General features: G+C 68.0%; 13 protein-coding genes. 4 read left to right on the top strand and 9 right to left on the bottom strand.

Features of this window, described 5'->3' with window-relative positions; translation table 11 throughout:
- Positions 1-37 precede the first annotated feature (37 nt).
- A complete protein-coding gene (locus ACFXJ8_RS39185; protein ID WP_379649885.1) occupies positions 38-3,178 on the top strand; it encodes a Tn3 family transposase in 3,141 nt (1,046 codons plus the stop codon).
- Positions 3,179-3,226: 48 nt separating this feature from the next.
- Here ACFXJ8_RS39185 and ACFXJ8_RS39180 read toward each other — a convergent pair whose 3' ends face one another.
- From ACFXJ8_RS39180 to ACFXJ8_RS39170, 3 genes are all read right to left on the bottom strand, one after another.
- Positions 3,227-3,796, bottom strand: coding sequence for a recombinase family protein (locus ACFXJ8_RS39180; RefSeq protein ID WP_379649883.1), 570 nt, complete (start codon positions 3,794-3,796; stop codon positions 3,227-3,229).
- Between the two features lie 212 nt (positions 3,797-4,008).
- On the bottom strand, positions 4,009-4,596 hold the full coding sequence (locus tag ACFXJ8_RS39175) for a dihydrofolate reductase family protein (RefSeq protein ID WP_379649881.1): 588 nt from the start codon (positions 4,594-4,596) through the stop codon (positions 4,009-4,011).
- A 97-nt stretch (positions 4,597-4,693) separates the two neighbouring features.
- Positions 4,694-5,218, bottom strand: coding sequence for a pyridoxamine 5'-phosphate oxidase family protein (locus ACFXJ8_RS39170; protein ID WP_379649879.1), 525 nt, complete (start codon positions 5,216-5,218; stop codon positions 4,694-4,696).
- A gap of 88 nt (positions 5,219-5,306) precedes the next feature.
- Here ACFXJ8_RS39170 and ACFXJ8_RS39165 point away from each other — a divergent pair, with 88 nt between their 5' ends.
- Together ACFXJ8_RS39165 and ACFXJ8_RS39160 are read left to right on the top strand one after the other, a co-directional pair.
- The gene (locus ACFXJ8_RS39165; protein WP_379649877.1) at positions 5,307-5,978 is read left to right on the top strand and encodes a winged helix-turn-helix transcriptional regulator; all 672 of its coding nucleotides are present in this window, start codon (positions 5,307-5,309) and stop codon (positions 5,976-5,978) included.
- Positions 5,979-6,003: 25 nt separating this feature from the next.
- Entirely contained in the window at positions 6,004-6,387 is a 384-nt protein-coding gene (locus tag ACFXJ8_RS39160) for a transposase (protein WP_379649875.1), read from the top strand.
- Positions 6,388-7,134: 747 nt separating this feature from the next.
- Here ACFXJ8_RS39160 and ACFXJ8_RS39155 read toward each other — a convergent pair.
- Together ACFXJ8_RS39155 and ACFXJ8_RS39150 are read right to left on the bottom strand one after the other, a co-directional pair.
- On the bottom strand, positions 7,135-7,443 hold the full coding sequence (locus tag ACFXJ8_RS39155; protein WP_379649873.1) for a hypothetical protein: 309 nt from the start codon (positions 7,441-7,443) through the stop codon (positions 7,135-7,137).
- A gap of 115 nt (positions 7,444-7,558) precedes the next feature.
- Positions 7,559-9,046, bottom strand: a complete 1,488-nt coding sequence (locus tag ACFXJ8_RS39150; RefSeq protein WP_379649871.1) for a hypothetical protein — start codon at positions 9,044-9,046, stop codon at positions 7,559-7,561.
- 545 nt (positions 9,047-9,591) lie between these two features.
- On the opposite strand from ACFXJ8_RS39150, the gene ACFXJ8_RS39145 reads away from it, so the two are divergent.
- Positions 9,592-9,738, top strand: coding sequence for a hypothetical protein (locus ACFXJ8_RS39145; protein WP_379649869.1), 147 nt, complete (start codon positions 9,592-9,594; stop codon positions 9,736-9,738).
- Positions 9,739-9,868: 130 nt separating this feature from the next.
- Here ACFXJ8_RS39145 and ACFXJ8_RS39140 read toward each other — a convergent pair whose 3' ends face one another.
- From ACFXJ8_RS39140 to ACFXJ8_RS39125, 4 genes are all read right to left on the bottom strand, one after another.
- Positions 9,869-10,537 carry a hypothetical protein gene (locus ACFXJ8_RS39140; protein ID WP_379649867.1) on the bottom strand — a complete coding sequence of 223 codons (669 nt, stop codon included), beginning with the start codon at positions 10,535-10,537 and terminating at the stop codon, positions 9,869-9,871.
- Between the two features lie 31 nt (positions 10,538-10,568).
- Entirely contained in the window at positions 10,569-10,946 is a 378-nt protein-coding gene (locus ACFXJ8_RS39135; protein WP_379649865.1) for a hypothetical protein, read from the bottom strand.
- A gap of 356 nt (positions 10,947-11,302) precedes the next feature.
- Entirely contained in the window at positions 11,303-12,079 is a 777-nt protein-coding gene (locus ACFXJ8_RS39130) for a hypothetical protein (protein WP_379649863.1), read from the bottom strand.
- A 94-nt stretch (positions 12,080-12,173) separates the two neighbouring features.
- A partial coding sequence (locus ACFXJ8_RS39125; RefSeq protein ID WP_379649861.1) for a hypothetical protein occupies positions 12,174-13,892 on the bottom strand: 1,719 nt, incomplete at its 5' end.

The raw sequence follows: 13,892 nt of genomic DNA, 5'->3' as shown, positions 1-13,892 counted from the left end.
ATGTTGTGGCAACCTGTGATCTCTACAGTCGGCGCTCATGCCCGTGGAGTTCTTGACCGATGATCAGGTCACCGCGTACTCGGCGTTCGCTGAGGTGCCGTCGTCAATGGACTTGGAGACGTTCTTCTTCCTGGACACCGATGACCGGAATCTGATCGCGTTGCGGCGGGCCGATAGTCACCGGCTCGGGCTGGCCTTGCAGATCACCACGGTGCGATACAAGGGTCTGTTCCTGGAAGATCCGCTGGAGGTGCCGTGGGTGGTGGTGGACCATCTGGCCGAGCAGTTGAAGATCGCCGACCCTTCGTGTGTCAAGGCCTACACCCAGCGGCAGATGACGGCCTACGAGCACGCCTGGGAGATCCGTGACGCCTACGGCTTCCACACCTTCGAGGACCCGGTGTGGGCGCGGCAGTTTCGCACCTTCTTACACGGGCGGGCCTGGACGCACGCCGAGGGGCCGACGGCGTTGTTCGATCGGTCGGTGGCCTGGTTGCGACGCCATCGGGTGCTGTTGCCGGGGGTGAGCGTGCTGGCCAGGCAGGTGGCCGCGGTGCGCGAGCAGGCCGATGCCCGGCTGCATGCCACGGTCGCCAAGCGGACTCGGCGGGCCGATCCGGGGCTGCCGGTCAAGCTGGCGGGGTTGCTGGAGGTGGCGGCCGGATCACGGTTCTCGGAGCTGGAGCGGCTGAGGCAGGCGCCGCGGCGGACGTCGGGGCCGGAGTTGGTGCGGGCGCTGGAGCGGGTGGAGGACATCGCGCGGCTGAGAGTGGGCCGGGTGAAGGTGGCCGGGGTGCCGGTCAACCGGATGAAGTTGCTGGCCCGCTACGGGCTGGGGAGTAAGGCGCCGGCGTTGGCCCGGATGGATGACCCGAAGAAGACCGCGACCTTGGTGGCGGTGCTGCAGCATCTGGAGGCGGTCGCGATCGACGACGCGCTGGATCTGTTCGCCCTGCTGATGGCCACGCGTCTGTTCAGCCCGGCCCGGCGGGTCTCGGCCGGTGACCGGCTGGCGATGCTGCCCAAACTGGAGCGCGCCTCGCGGACGCTGGCGCGGGCCGGACGGGTACTGGTGACGCAGCTGGAGCTGGTGGAGGAGGTCGGCGCCGATCTGGATGTGGCGGCATTGTGGGCGGCGGTGGAAGAGGTCGCGTCCCGCGATCAGGTTCGCGTGGCGCTGGAGCAGGTGGAAGAGCTGGTGCCCGAAGACGATGGGGCGGCCGAGGCGGCGCTGCGCCAGGCGCTGGCCGCTCGGTACAACACGGTGCGACCGTTCCTGGCGTTGCTGGGCGAGTCGGCGGCGCTGGGCGCGGCCCCAGGAGGCCGAAAGATCTTGGCGGCGGTGAAGAAGTTGCCGGAGCTGGCGCGGCGCCGGGTGACGCAAAAGCCGTTACTCCCCAAAGAGATCGACGCCACGTTGGTGACCCCGGCGTGGAAGCGCACGGTGTACTCGGGGCCGGATCTGCCCCAAGGGGCGGTGAATCGTGAGGCATACGTCGTTTGCGTGCTGGAGCAGTTGATGCGCGCGCTGGGCCGGCGCGACATCTACGCCACCCCCTCGCATCGCTGGTCGGATCCGAGGGCCCGGTTGCTGGACGGCGCGGCGTGGGAGGCGGTGGCCGAGGAGGTGCTGGCCGGGTTGAGCCTGGCCGACCCGGTCGAGACGCATCTGAACAGCAAGGTCGCCGCACTGGACGCGGCCTGGCAGCAGATGGCCGCCCGGCTGGAGGCCGCCGGGCAGAACGCCCGGGTGCAGATCGTCACCCCGGCCAGCGGCCGGGCCCGGCTGTCGGTCCAGCAGCTGGGCGCCCTGGGCGAGAGCGATTCGCTCAAGAAGCTGCGCGCCACCTGCAAGGCGATGCTGCCGCGGATCGACCTGCCTCAGCTGCTGCTGGAAGTGCACGCCTGGACCGGGTTCCTGCACGCCTACACCCACCTGGCCGACATCTCCACCCAGATGGACGACCTGCCGGCCAGCCTGGCAGCCCTGCTGGTGAGCGAGGCGTGCAACATCGGGCTGACCCCGGTGATCGACGCCGACATCCCCGCGCTGACGCGCGGCCGCCTCGCCCACGTCGACCAGTTCTACGTGCGCGCCACCACCCACGCCGCCGCCAACGCCATCCTCATCGAGCACCAGGCCAAGGTGCCGATCGTCTCCCTGTGGGGCGGCGGCCTGCTCGCCTCAGTGGACGGGCTGCGATTCGTCGTACCGGTGCGCACCATCAACGCCGGCCCCTCCCCGAAATACTACGGCTACAAACGCGGTCTGACCTGGCTTAACGCAGTAAATGATCAAGTAGCCGGGATCGGGCAGATGGTGGTGCCCGGCACCCCGCGCGACTCGCTGTACATCCTGGACACCATGCTCAACCTGGATGCCGGGCCCAAACCGGAGATCGTCACCGCTGACCAGGCCAGCGACAGCGACATGGTCTTCGGCGTGTTCGCGCTGCTGGGCTACCGGTTCGCGCCCCGCTTCGCCGACCTGGGCGATCAGCGCTTCTGGCGGGCCGACCTGAGCGACGGCACCGCGAGCGACTACGGCCCCTTGGAGGCCATCGCCCGGCAGAAGGTGACCCTCAAGAAGATCATCACCCAGTGGCCGGACATGCTGCGCGTCGCCGGTTCCCTGATCACCAATCAGGTCCGCGCCTACGACCTGCTGCGCATGTTCAGCCGCGATGGCCGTCCCACCCCGCTCGGCCAGGCGTTCGCCGAGTACGGCCGCATCGACAAGACGCTGCACCTGCTGTCGATGGTCGATCCGATCGACGACACCTACCTGCGCACCATGAACCGCCAGCTCACCGTGCAGGAGTCCCGCCACCGGCTGGCCCGCAAGCTCTGCCACGGCGACCGCGGCCGGATCCGCAAGGCCTACCGCGAAGGACAAGAAGATCAATTAGCCGCGCTGGGTCTGGTTTTGAACGCCGTCGCCCTGTGGAACTCTCGCTACCTGGACGCCATCGTGACCCATCTGCGCACCATCGGCCACAAGATCAACGACGCTCCGATTGACGACGCCGACGTCGCCCGGCTCTCCCCGCTCGGCCATGCCCATCTCAACGTCCTGGGACGCTATGCCTTCACTGCCTCCCAGCCGCCTGCCGGGCTGCGGCCGCTGCGCGACCCGGTCATCGGCGCGGCCGACGTCCAGGACCCCGACGAGCCGTGACCGTCGATGGGGTGGCGGCTCCGGCCAGGGAAACGGTGTCGAGCTGCCCTACGAGGTAGGCAGGTAGCCGTTGAGGGTGGTGCGCTTGACGCCGATCTCATCGGCGATCTGCTGGACGGTGTAGCGGCGCTTGCCGTCCTGATCAGTTTCGGCGTACATCGCCCGAGCCCGCTCGACCTGGTAGTCGCGCAATTTCCGCCTGCGTCCCCCGGACCGGCCGCGGGCCCGGGCGGCCTCCAGGCCGTCGCGTGTCCGCTCGACGATGAGGTCGTGCTCCCATTCGGCGAACGCAGCCAGGATGTGGAAGAACAGCCGCCCCTCGGAGGTGGTGGTGTCGATGTTCTGGTCCAGGGCGCGCAGCCCGGCGCCGGCGGCCTGGACGCGGTCGGCGATGTCCTTGAGTATCTTCACCGACCGGCCGAGCCGGTCGAGCTTGGTGAAGACCAGGACGTCACCGGCGCGCAGCGCGTCCAGGGCCTTGTCGAACTCGGGTCGGCTGGCCCGCGTTCCGCTGACCGTGTCGATGTAGACGCGTTCGCATCCAGCGGCGGTGAGCCGGTCACGCTGGCTGCCGGGATTCTGATCGCGGGTGGAGACCCTCCCATAACCGAGATTCATGACGGCTAACGTACCTGACACGTCATAGATTCCCGTCACGGGTGTTCGTCAATCTTGACCTGCTACGACGCCATGACCTTGACGATGGCGACAGACGATCGATTATCGACAAGATCAGATTCTTGTGTTGTCCGCCTGGTAGGCCCCGCCAGCGCGCATGGCCGCCCAGACCGATCGCGCCGACAATGCCGTGTCGCCAGCGGCGCCGGGATTCAGGAGGTGGCGGGGGCGCGGTCGACCGGCCGGTACTTCATCAGGACGACCCCGGAGGTGAACGGCTCGGCGGAGACCAGCTCCAGCCGTTGCGGTGGTCGGCCTCCCTCAAACGGAGCCTTGCCGTCGCGCAGGTAGACGGGATGCACCAGCAGATGGAACTCATCGACGAGCCCGAGCTCAACCAGGGACCGGATCACTGCGAGACTGCCGTAGACCACGATGTCCCCGCCGTGGCCGCGCTTGAGTTCGATGATCTCGTCCGCGTCGACGCGTTGGAGTCTGCGGGTGTTCTGCCACGCCGCGATGTTCCCCGAAGCGGAGATGACGATCTTCTCCATGATGTCGACCCGTCGGGCGTACCCCCGCATCTCCTGTGTCTCCTCAGGGTCCTGTGCGGCCCGCGGCCAATGGCCGGCGAAGTGGGCGTGCGTGATCCGCCCCAGCAGCAGACTGCCGGCGCCCTCCACCAGCTCCCGTTCGTACCTCTGCATCTGGTCGTCGATCTGCAACCAGTCCATCTCGTCTCGCGGACCGGCGACGAATCCGTCGAGCGTCGTCCACATCGACACAATGATCTTGCGCATCTTCCATCCTCCATCGCGGTGCGTTGAACGTGGCGTCTTGCCGGGCCGGCACACGGACTCGCCGGTGCGCTCTGGGCCAAGCCCCAGGGAGCGCCGGCTACTGGCCGGCACCGAGAGCTGCGAGAACGGGTTCGGGCGTCAGCCCCGGGAAGCGTTCCTGGAAGTCCAGGACCCCGACCCAGGCTGGGCGCAGCGCGATCCGGACCATCCGCAGGCCGGGCTTGTCGATCGCCGCCACATAGGTGTCGCCCGCTTCCTCGCCCAGTCCGGCGCGCTGCATGACGGCGTACTCGGGCAGAACGCCCTCGACCTCGGTCAGGGTGACCTTCCCGCGCAGCATCAGCACTTGCGGGGCCCCGTCGGCGGTGTCGATGGTGATCGCCACGTCGGGGCGGGCATGCAGGTCGCGGACCTTGTAGGTGCTTGCGAACGCGGCGATGACGACCTCGTCGCTGTTCCACAGGAAGTTGACCGGGATCAGCCGTGGCGTGCCGTCTTTGCCGGTGTAGGCCAGCCGCGCCACCAGAGTCGAGTCGTTGAGCAGGCGCTGCGCGGTGGGGGTGTCCAGCAGTCGCACGTCGCCCTGCGGCAGGCCAGCCGCCTGGGTGTCAGAGAGGTTCATGAGGCTTCAAGCTAGAGGAGGAACTCCTAGAAAACAAGTAGCGCTCCTGAATTAGGATTTCTGCGGTAGCCTGAAGACCATGAGCGGCATGCGCAGCTATGGAGACCCGTGCGGCGTGGCCCGCGGCTTGGACATCATCGGCGAACGCTGGGCCCTGCTGGTCGTACGCGACCTGCTGCTGGGCCCCAAACGCTTCAACGACCTGCACGCCGGCCTGCCGGGCGTCAGCCCGAACGTGCTCACCCAGCGGCTACGCGACCTGACAGAACACGGCGTCGTACAACGCCGCGACCTGCCACCCCCGACCCGCGTCCGCCTCTACGAACTCACCGACCGGGGCCGCGCACTGGAACCGCTCCTCCTCCACCTCGGCCGCTGGGGCAGCCAAGCCCCGACCACCCCTGACGGCCTCCTCGGCATCGACTCCATCCTGCTCAGCATCAAAGCAGCCTTCGACCTCACCCAAGCCGCGCACCTCCATGGCATCTACGAACTGCACATCGACGCCGACACCTACTACATCGAGGTCACCGACGACTCGCTCCACATCAGCCGCGACAGCGCACCCAAGCCCCCCAACGCCACCCTCACCACCGACCTCGACACCCTCCGCGCCATCTGCGACCACCAGATCACCCTGGCAGCGGCACTGGACTCGAGCTCGCTGCACCTCGACGGCGACGAACACGCCAAACAGAGCCTCACAAACCTTCTCTTGGCGCCGTTCATGCCCTCACCCCAGCCGACCAACATGCCCTGAGGCAGCAAGATCCTTCTCACCGCTAATGGCTGTTCCTGCGTTCCTCGCCCCCGGGGTCGCCGTCGGCCTGTCGCAGGTCAAGCGCCTGCCCGGCCCGGCCAAGACCGTCACCCAACCGGTCGGCCGCGTGCTGCTGGAGGTGCTGCGCGACCGTGCCGACGATGTCCTGCGCTTCGCCCGTGACCTGCGCATTCCTCCCACGAACAACCAGGCTGAGCGCGACCTGCGACCAGCGAAAACCCAGCAGAAGATCTCCGGCAGGCTTCGCTCGGAGAAGGCCACCGAGCACCGCTACGCCGTACGCGGCTATCTGTCCACCGCGCTCAAGCACGGCCTGGACGTCATGACCGTCCTTCGCGACGCGCTCATGGGCGCCCCTTGGATGCCGCCCGATCCGGCAACGGCCTGATACTTCGGCAGCAGCCACACTCCTGCATGCCCCGAGACGATCACACAGCGCGATCACCAGAACTCGAAATGCGCTGAAGGTGAATGCTTACGGCTCCGGCGTGAGGGTACGAGCGGATTCCGGCAGACTTACCCTGCATGGGAATCGACGGCGACGACACACCGGGCCGTGCGCCAAGGCTCAACTCAACGCTGAACGCAAGGCCAGGAAGGCCAAGCGCGAGCGGGAGGCCCGAGCCAGGGGCAGGAGTGTCTGGACGGTCTCCGGCGGCCTGCCGGGGCTTGGCAAGCGAGGTTGAGCGTCCCAGGTCCTGGCCGCGCTGGGTCTCGGTCAGCTCGTTCATGACGGCCCTGCGCCAGGTGGCTGGGCGGCGCTCTTGCAGAGCGCGGGCGATGGGCGTCGGCGGCGGTGTCGGCCTACTCGGCGTCGGTCGGCTTCTTGGCCATGTCGCTCGTTCCTCCTCGGTCGTCGTCACGAGCTCGTGTCCAGTGCGGAGCGGATGGCCTGCAGCCAGGCGTTGAAGTCCACCGGCGGGCTGATCATGCCGTCGTGGACGCGCTGGGCGGCTTCCTGGGCGGTGTAGCCTGCGGCGTCCAGGTGGGCGCGGTCGCGCAGGACCAGGGCGACGGCCAGTTGCTCCCCGGTGGACCACGCGCCCGAGGGGTGCCCATCGTGGCAGCACCTGCCCCTCCTTGGCCACAGCGGGGTGGGCGGCTCGGGAGAGGCGCGGCGGTAACCGGACAGTGTCTATGCGTCGTCGTCCTTGCGGTCCTCCACGTCAGGGGCAGCCGGCCCGGCCTTGCCCACGGCCTGCAGGGCCCGCGGGTAGCCATAGCTGGTCAGCCAGTAATAGCGGACACCGTTAAGGCCCTGAGGCTCTCTCCAAGCGCTCTCTATCCAACCCGCCGTCTCCAGCATGGCGACGCTGTCCATGTTTCCGGGGACTCTTAGCCAGGAGAGCCCCTCAGGTGGAGCAAGGATCAGGGCGGACAGGATGCGTCGCTCCGATTTGCGGACGACCACGCCGTCGATCACCTTCTTGTGCCAGAACAGCATGCGGGCTCCTCCTGCTCGGGCTGAAACGAGGCTCACGGCTGCGACGGTACGCCACGGCCCAGGACACGCCTACTGCGTCGACCGATCGTGGACGGTCGACGTGCGCACGCGTGAGCTATGCCATCTGAGGCACGAGGATCACCGTCTCTGTCGGCATGGCGGCCACGTGGAGACGCACGGGGTACCCCTTGCGCAGAACCTCGTGGAAGTCGTCCAGGACAGAGTCGACAACCGTCCGGGGCAGGCCGACTGTGGCGTGATCGGAGCCCTTGGTCTCGTCATCGAGCATGTCGTTCAGCAGGTTCTTGTCGCGAAGAGTGAACCTGGTGTCGTCAGGGTTCAGGGCGTAGGAACGCCAGTAGACGCTCTTGATGGACGACACCTGGACAGGATCGAGAGAGACGTGCTGGGCGACGCACGCGTGGCGGCCGCTGGGCGCCGCCAGCAGGGCGATGGCCTCCTTGGTGCCTGCGTAGGAGCGGGCGATCCGGTCCCAACGGTCAGCCTTCTGAAGGAGGCCGGCCGCCTCGTACTCGGAGGCGACCCGAGAGAAGACGTGTTGCACGACCTTCCCGTACAGCAGGTCGTTGGGACGGAAAAGGCCCGTCTCCAGGACGAGACGCTCGTCGAGCTGGCCCGCGCGTCTCAGCAGCTCCCCGCCTTCGCTGATCGAGCCCCAGTTGACCAGCAAGATCCCCAGTTCGAAGGTAGCCAGCGGATCGTCGGCGTCGGCGTCGTAGGCCAGTTGCGTCCCGCGGGGGCCGAACCACTCCGTCATCCGGTCGACGGTCCTGTGTCCCGTACCCTGTCGGGTCAATACCGCCATGGTGGCTTCCTTCTCCACCGGCTGAACGAGGTCGTCCCAAACGCCGGAGGAGTCGGTGGCGTTCGGGTCCCAATCCGAGAGGAAAATCCTGTCGCCGGGCTCGAAGAACTCGAGCTCGCAACTGGCGTCGGTCCACTGGGCCCAATCAGCCGGGACGGAAATCGTCGTGCTGGACGGGACCCCGAGGTTGTGCGGCAGCTCCGCCTTCGAGAGTGCTCCTTCAGGAGCCGCTGATTCGACGGTTGGCGATGGAGGCGGGTTGGGGGAGGTCGCCAGAGCGAAGGTGGGGCCCTTCGAGTAGGGCGAAGCGAGCCACGCATACGAAGGCATGTCGTCCGTTGCGTCTTCCCGGAAGAAGAAGCCCACACCCGCCGACAAGGTGAAGGTCGGTTCCGGCCGGTATGTCGGGGCCACGTGGGTCTGAGACGTCGGGACAGTCTGGACTGCCGAGAGATCGACAGAGTCCGTCACGGGTGCCTTCTCCTCGACCGTGGGCTGCGCCTGGGCGCGCAGGCGTTCCGCCTTGCGCCGGGCGTCCTGGGCCTGGAGAGCCACGTATCGCTCTCGCCACTCCTCAAGACAGCCCGCAACCGGCCTGAGCCCCATCTCTTCCTGGTACCGGTCGACAGCTCTCAGGTAGCTGACCACCTTGTCCCACTTGGGGGGACCGACACGGTTCGTGCCCTTCAAAACTGCGGTCAACGTCGCCTTGCTGAGTTGCACCGGAAGGCCCTTCGACAGCACTCGCAGTTTGTCGTAGGAGGGGTTAACGCCCACGCGCTGCACCTCACGCAGGTCAGCGCGGAACGCTTCCCAGGTGTCTTCTTCGGGGAGAGGGCCAGACATAAAACCGGGCCACCGCCAATCGCCAATGAAATGAAGGGATAGGTGTGAGAACTCAAGGTCACGATTCTCCTCCACGTGACCGACAGTTGTGACGCGCGCACATCCTGATCATGGAAGCGGAACGGATCCGGAACAGCACGGAACACCAGATGGCATGAGACGCCAGCGGCCTCAGCCCTTCCGCGCGGCGTTTCGCCTCCGTTCCGGATCCGTTCCGCAGGATGCCTCCCACCTGGCGAAACGAAGCCGGAACGCTGCGGCGCCCTGGCTCTTAATGGCTATGCACGCGTCCTACCGGGCTCTTTTGTTGTTCCGGGTTGGGAGAGCCGCGTTCCGCCTTGCCTCTTACGGACTGTGACTGAGCGAATACTTGATAGATAGATGGCATCACCTTTCGCGCCGTGGCGACATGAGCTCCGGCGCCTGTTTTCGATTCGGAGAAAAGCTCGATGTCGCAGTCCCCTACCGCTTTCTCGGTGACCGTTGTCGTTGTCGCGTCTCTGCTGCTGAGCGGGACGGCGGTGATGCTCGCCCGCCGCGCGGGCAAGTCCATGCCGGCCGCTCTGCTGGTGGGCATGAGCGTGTTCGTTGGCGCCTTGGGCGGCCTGGCCGCACTGCTGTGAGAGCGCGGTCGCGCGGTCGCGTCCAGAATGTCGGCGGGTGCTCCCCGTCAACGTTCCCACCGCGGTGATCCCCACTCAGTGCACAGAGTCCCGCCATCACCGCGTGGGCGGGACTCTGTGAAGTGTGCGTCTACCCGATCCGTCGCTGGTCGGTGGCGCGCAGCTGAGTGATGTTGCTGCTGGCCGTTCTGGTCATACGGATGCGCCGCCAAGCGGTGGTCCACTGAACCAGGTCGTCCTCGCTCCCGCCGCAGCCCTTGATGAAGGCGATCACGACCTTGAGCGAGGGCATCTGCTTGCCCTTCAGCGCCTCGCACAGGGTGCTGGCGCCCACAGTCTTGCCCGCGTTGATGACAATCTGCCGATAGGACAGCTCACCAGCCCAGACATGGAAATCCTGCATACACGCCAGGAACTCCTCCTTGGTGTTGGCCGTGAGAGGGTCTGGTTTCAGGTCGAAGCTGGCCACGTCCTCACGCAGCCGATGCAGACCGCCCAGCGACGTCCCGACAACGGCACGAACACTTGCGGAGCGGTCTTCTCTACGGCCTTCTTTCGCTACCGCCCTGAGGAAGACGTCCCAGCTGTCCAGCACAAACTGCTTCCGAATGTCCCCGACCTCGCATGCGTCAAGGAGCTGGATCAGGTTGTCCCTGTTCGGGACTCGATTTCCTTCCAGCACCTCGGTGATCTCTTGGACCGAAGAGTTCGTTCGTCGAGCAACCTGCCCCAGGGAGATGGGCGTCGTCTCGACGGCGTCGCGAAGATGGCGGGTGAAGCGCTTTCGCGCCACGGACATGTCTGACCGAGTGGCCGGGGTGTTACGCCCCTCATACTCCGACATCGGGCGTGGCCTTCTGGAGGGGCTGGGGCTGGGGCTGGGGCTTGGACAGCTGCACCACGGCGCCGATCACGGTGGTGATCAGCAAGACGATCACCTCAGTGGTCATGGCCATGGTGTGTGCCGCGAGCGAGAAGCTCAGCAGGATGATGATGAGGATGGTCGGCCTCATCGGCGAGTCGCCGAAACGAGGAAGACCGATGCAGGGCATAGCAAGCATGGGGGCGTCTCCTTTGACGTTCTGCAGCCCGGCAGGGCAGGGGATTACGGGGGGCGGATCGGAGGGTTGCAGCCCTCGGGTCACCACGCGTAAAGCCATGATGACGTACGACGCCGCGCAAAGCGCCCAGAGCACGAAAACCGTCAAAACGGTCGTAACTACTTTTATCCCCGGTTTAGCCCTGGTTGCACGATGTTCTGCCGGTCAGATCAGTTCGCCGCTGTTCGCCCGCGTTACGAAGGTGTTCGGCAGCGTTCGGTGTCGTTCAAAGATGCCCGGACATCCTGTGGCAGCTGTTCAGGGCCCCACACAATGACTCTTAAGCAGCGTACAACCAGGGTTGTTTCGTTGCTCCGCCCCACGTCGGGGCCCCTTTGATGCCATTTGCACCGGCAGGGCAGGAAATCAAGGGACTAGTGAGGGGTTCGCTGTTGCAGCGGCGAACCCCTCGTGCTTTTCCAGCGCCGCCATCGGCCGTTCTTGAGTTCGGGCGTGCACCGGGCTCAGTCGGCCAGGCAGGCGTACCAGGAGGACTCGCCGTAGATGGAGCGGCTCCAGGCGTCGCGGTCCCAGCTGGTCACCTGGCGGCCGGTGAGCGCGGTGACGGCGTCGGCTGCGGCTTGCTGGGCGCCGTGCTGGTCGGCGGCGCGGATGTGGCCGAACAGGCCGAAGCCGTCGACGTTGATCTCGCCGTCGGGGCCGTACAGGTGCCACTGGCCGTCGACGCGCACCAGGCACACGTCGGTGTCGTCCCAGGCCCGGCCGGGCAGCTCGGCGGCCAGGCCGTCGCTGGCGGCGGTGTTGTCGCTCGTGCTCTGGCTGGCGGCGGGGGTTTCGTCGTCCGCCGCGGTGGTCGCCGGCACGTGACGTATCCCGGCGGTGCGGGCGGCGTGCTGCCAGTCGGCGGTGACGGCCTGGTGGTCGCGGGCGCTGGTCCTGACGGTGGTGGCCAGCGTGGCCAGGCGGTGGGCCAGCTCGCCGAGCTCGCTTTCCCAGCCGGTCGGCGGCTCGATGTCGGCCTGGCCGCCGTCGACGCCCGCGGGGATGTCGGCCAGCGCCGTGGCGAGCTCGGCGGCCAGCTGGCGGGCGCGGGCCAGGTCGGCGGCCAGGCGGCCGCGCAGCCACGCCGCGTGCGCGGCGGCCTCGGCGGTGCGGCGGCGGGCGCGGTGGGCGGCCTGACGGCACGGGGTGCCGCAGTAGCGGGCGGGGCGGCCGGTGCGGGCCTGTTCGATCGGTCCGCCGCAGACGGGGCAGGCCGGGCTGGCCGATGCCGCGCTCATCGCGCGCCGTCCGCTGCTGCGCCGGTCATGGTCGACGGGGTGGTTTCGTCGCGGTGGCCACCGAAGGCCTTCGCACGACGGAACGCGGGGACGATCATCGCGTCTCCTCCTGAGGGGTGCGAGCGGCCATCATCTGGACCAACCAGGCGCGCTCGCGATCGGCGTCCGGGTCGCCGTTGCCGCGCTCTACGGCCGGGCGGGGGGCGGACAGGTCGGCCGCGATGGTGCGGGCGTTCTGGGTGCGGGCCAGCCAACGGCGCTGTGCGGCGATCTCCCGCTCGCTGAGCGCCCCGTCGACCATGGCGCGGGCCTCCACGCCGAGCGAGGCGTAGAAGGCGCTCTCCGGCTCACTGGCGGCCGCGGCCCGTTCCTGCCGACCGGCCATACCGGCGGGGGCCGACGTCGTGGTGGTGTCCGGTGCGGGCTCCTTTACGACGTAAAGCTGGCCGCGTCGGACACCACGCTCGGCTGACGGCGGGGGCGGGTCCTGGCGGGAGGCCTCGGTGCGGGTGAGGGCCTGGCGTTCGACGGCGGCGGCGAGCATGGCGCGCTCGGCATCCGCCGGTGCGGCGTTGACATCGGTACGGGCGGTCTTGGCGGCGAGGCGGGCCTGCGTGGCGGCCAGCAGGGCGCGGGCTCTGGCGGCGGGCCCGGCGTCGGCGTCGACGCGGGCGGCCCGCAGGGTGGCGCGCTGGTCGGTGAGGGCCTGGCGCTCGATGTCGCGGCGGGCGGCGGCGGCCGCCAGGTGCTGGGATCGGGACGGGATCGGCGTGCTGTCGGCGTCGCGCCAGGCGGCCAGGCGGTGGCGGAACCAGCCCGCGGGGTGCTTGGCGGATCCAGCGAACGGCCTGGGCTGGCCGTCCGGGGTGTGGTCGATGGCGTGCACGACGTCGGCGGCGGTCCATCCGGCCAGCACGAACTCGGTGATGAGGTGCCGGACGTGCTTGGCCGACAGCCGCCGCAGATCGAGGCTGCGGGCCCGCACGTCCTCGGCGACGACCAGCGCCCGATCCTTGATGATCTTGGAATGTTGCTTCGCTGCCCTCGTTGCGGCGGCCAGCCCATGATCAACAGGGCCCGTGGCCTCGCGCGCACGCCTGCGTGGCGAGAGTTCCCCTCCTCCGGAGGGAAACTCTGAGGGGGTCCGAGTTATATCCACAAGGGCCAGCGCGGCGGGCTGGCCGACGACCTCCACGGGCTCGGCGGGGGTGGCGGGCGCGGGCTGTGCGGCGCTGGGAGCGTCGTTGGGGGCGGGGTCGAGGGTGGTGGGGATCGCCAGGACATACTCGGCGGCGATGTTGCCCAGGCCGTCGTTGATCGAGCCGCAGGCGGTGCCCTTGCGGTAGCGGACGGTCGAGCCGCTGACCACCGTGCCCAGCAGACCGCGCTCACGCAGCCAGGCCAGCCACTTGGCGACGCTCGACTTCGACAGCCGGGTGCGCTCCATCAGCACCGCCCACGTGGGCCTGGTCGTCATCGTCGACCAGTCGGCGTGCCGCATAAGCAGCCACACGACGGCCGACAGGTTGTCGTAGGCGTCGGTACGCAGCACGGCGGCATCGGGGTGCTCCTGAACCGCGCGCCGCCAGGCGACCTGCGAGCGGGCACGCCGCGAGCCTTCGGGGACGGCGCCGAAGATGGCCAGCCGTCGCGGTGACCACCAGGCCGGAAGGTCGGCGGGTGATCGGCCACCACCGCGGTGGTGGGGGGTGTTTGAAGCGGTGTTGCCGCGCCCCGGCGTGTCGTCAGGGCGTAGTGGGCTAACCGCCTGGCGCCCTGCTATGGTCGTCTCCAGACGTGAAAAGACACGCAG

The organism is Nonomuraea sp. NPDC059194, assembly GCF_042754765.1.
Lineage (GTDB): Bacteria > Actinomycetota > Actinomycetes > Streptosporangiales > Streptosporangiaceae > Nonomuraea.
This window is presented reverse-complemented; position numbering and strand designations above follow the sequence as displayed.

Bases quoted from the DNA above. Each gene is read 5' to 3' on its own strand.
- ACFXJ8_RS39165 (WP_379649877.1), top strand. From the start codon at position 5,307: ATGCGCAGCTATGGAGACCCGTGCGGCGTGGCCCGCGGCTTGGACATC.
- ACFXJ8_RS39155 (WP_379649873.1), bottom strand. From the start codon at position 7,443: ATGCTGTTCTGGCACAAGAAGGTGATCGACGGCGTGGTCGTCCGCAAA.
- ACFXJ8_RS39170 (WP_379649879.1), bottom strand. From the start codon at position 5,218: ATGAACCTCTCTGACACCCAGGCGGCTGGCCTGCCGCAGGGCGACGTG.
- ACFXJ8_RS39130 (WP_379649863.1), bottom strand. From the start codon at position 12,079: ATGAGCGCGGCATCGGCCAGCCCGGCCTGCCCCGTCTGCGGCGGACCG.
- ACFXJ8_RS39140 (WP_379649867.1), bottom strand. From the start codon at position 10,537: ATGTCCGTGGCGCGAAAGCGCTTCACCCGCCATCTTCGCGACGCCGTC.
- ACFXJ8_RS39175 (WP_379649881.1), bottom strand. From the start codon at position 4,596: ATGCGCAAGATCATTGTGTCGATGTGGACGACGCTCGACGGATTCGTC.
- ACFXJ8_RS39185 (WP_379649885.1), top strand. From the start codon at position 38: ATGCCCGTGGAGTTCTTGACCGATGATCAGGTCACCGCGTACTCGGCG.
- ACFXJ8_RS39180 (WP_379649883.1), bottom strand. From the start codon at position 3,796: ATGAATCTCGGTTATGGGAGGGTCTCCACCCGCGATCAGAATCCCGGC.
- ACFXJ8_RS39160 (WP_379649875.1), top strand. From the start codon at position 6,004: ATGGCTGTTCCTGCGTTCCTCGCCCCCGGGGTCGCCGTCGGCCTGTCG.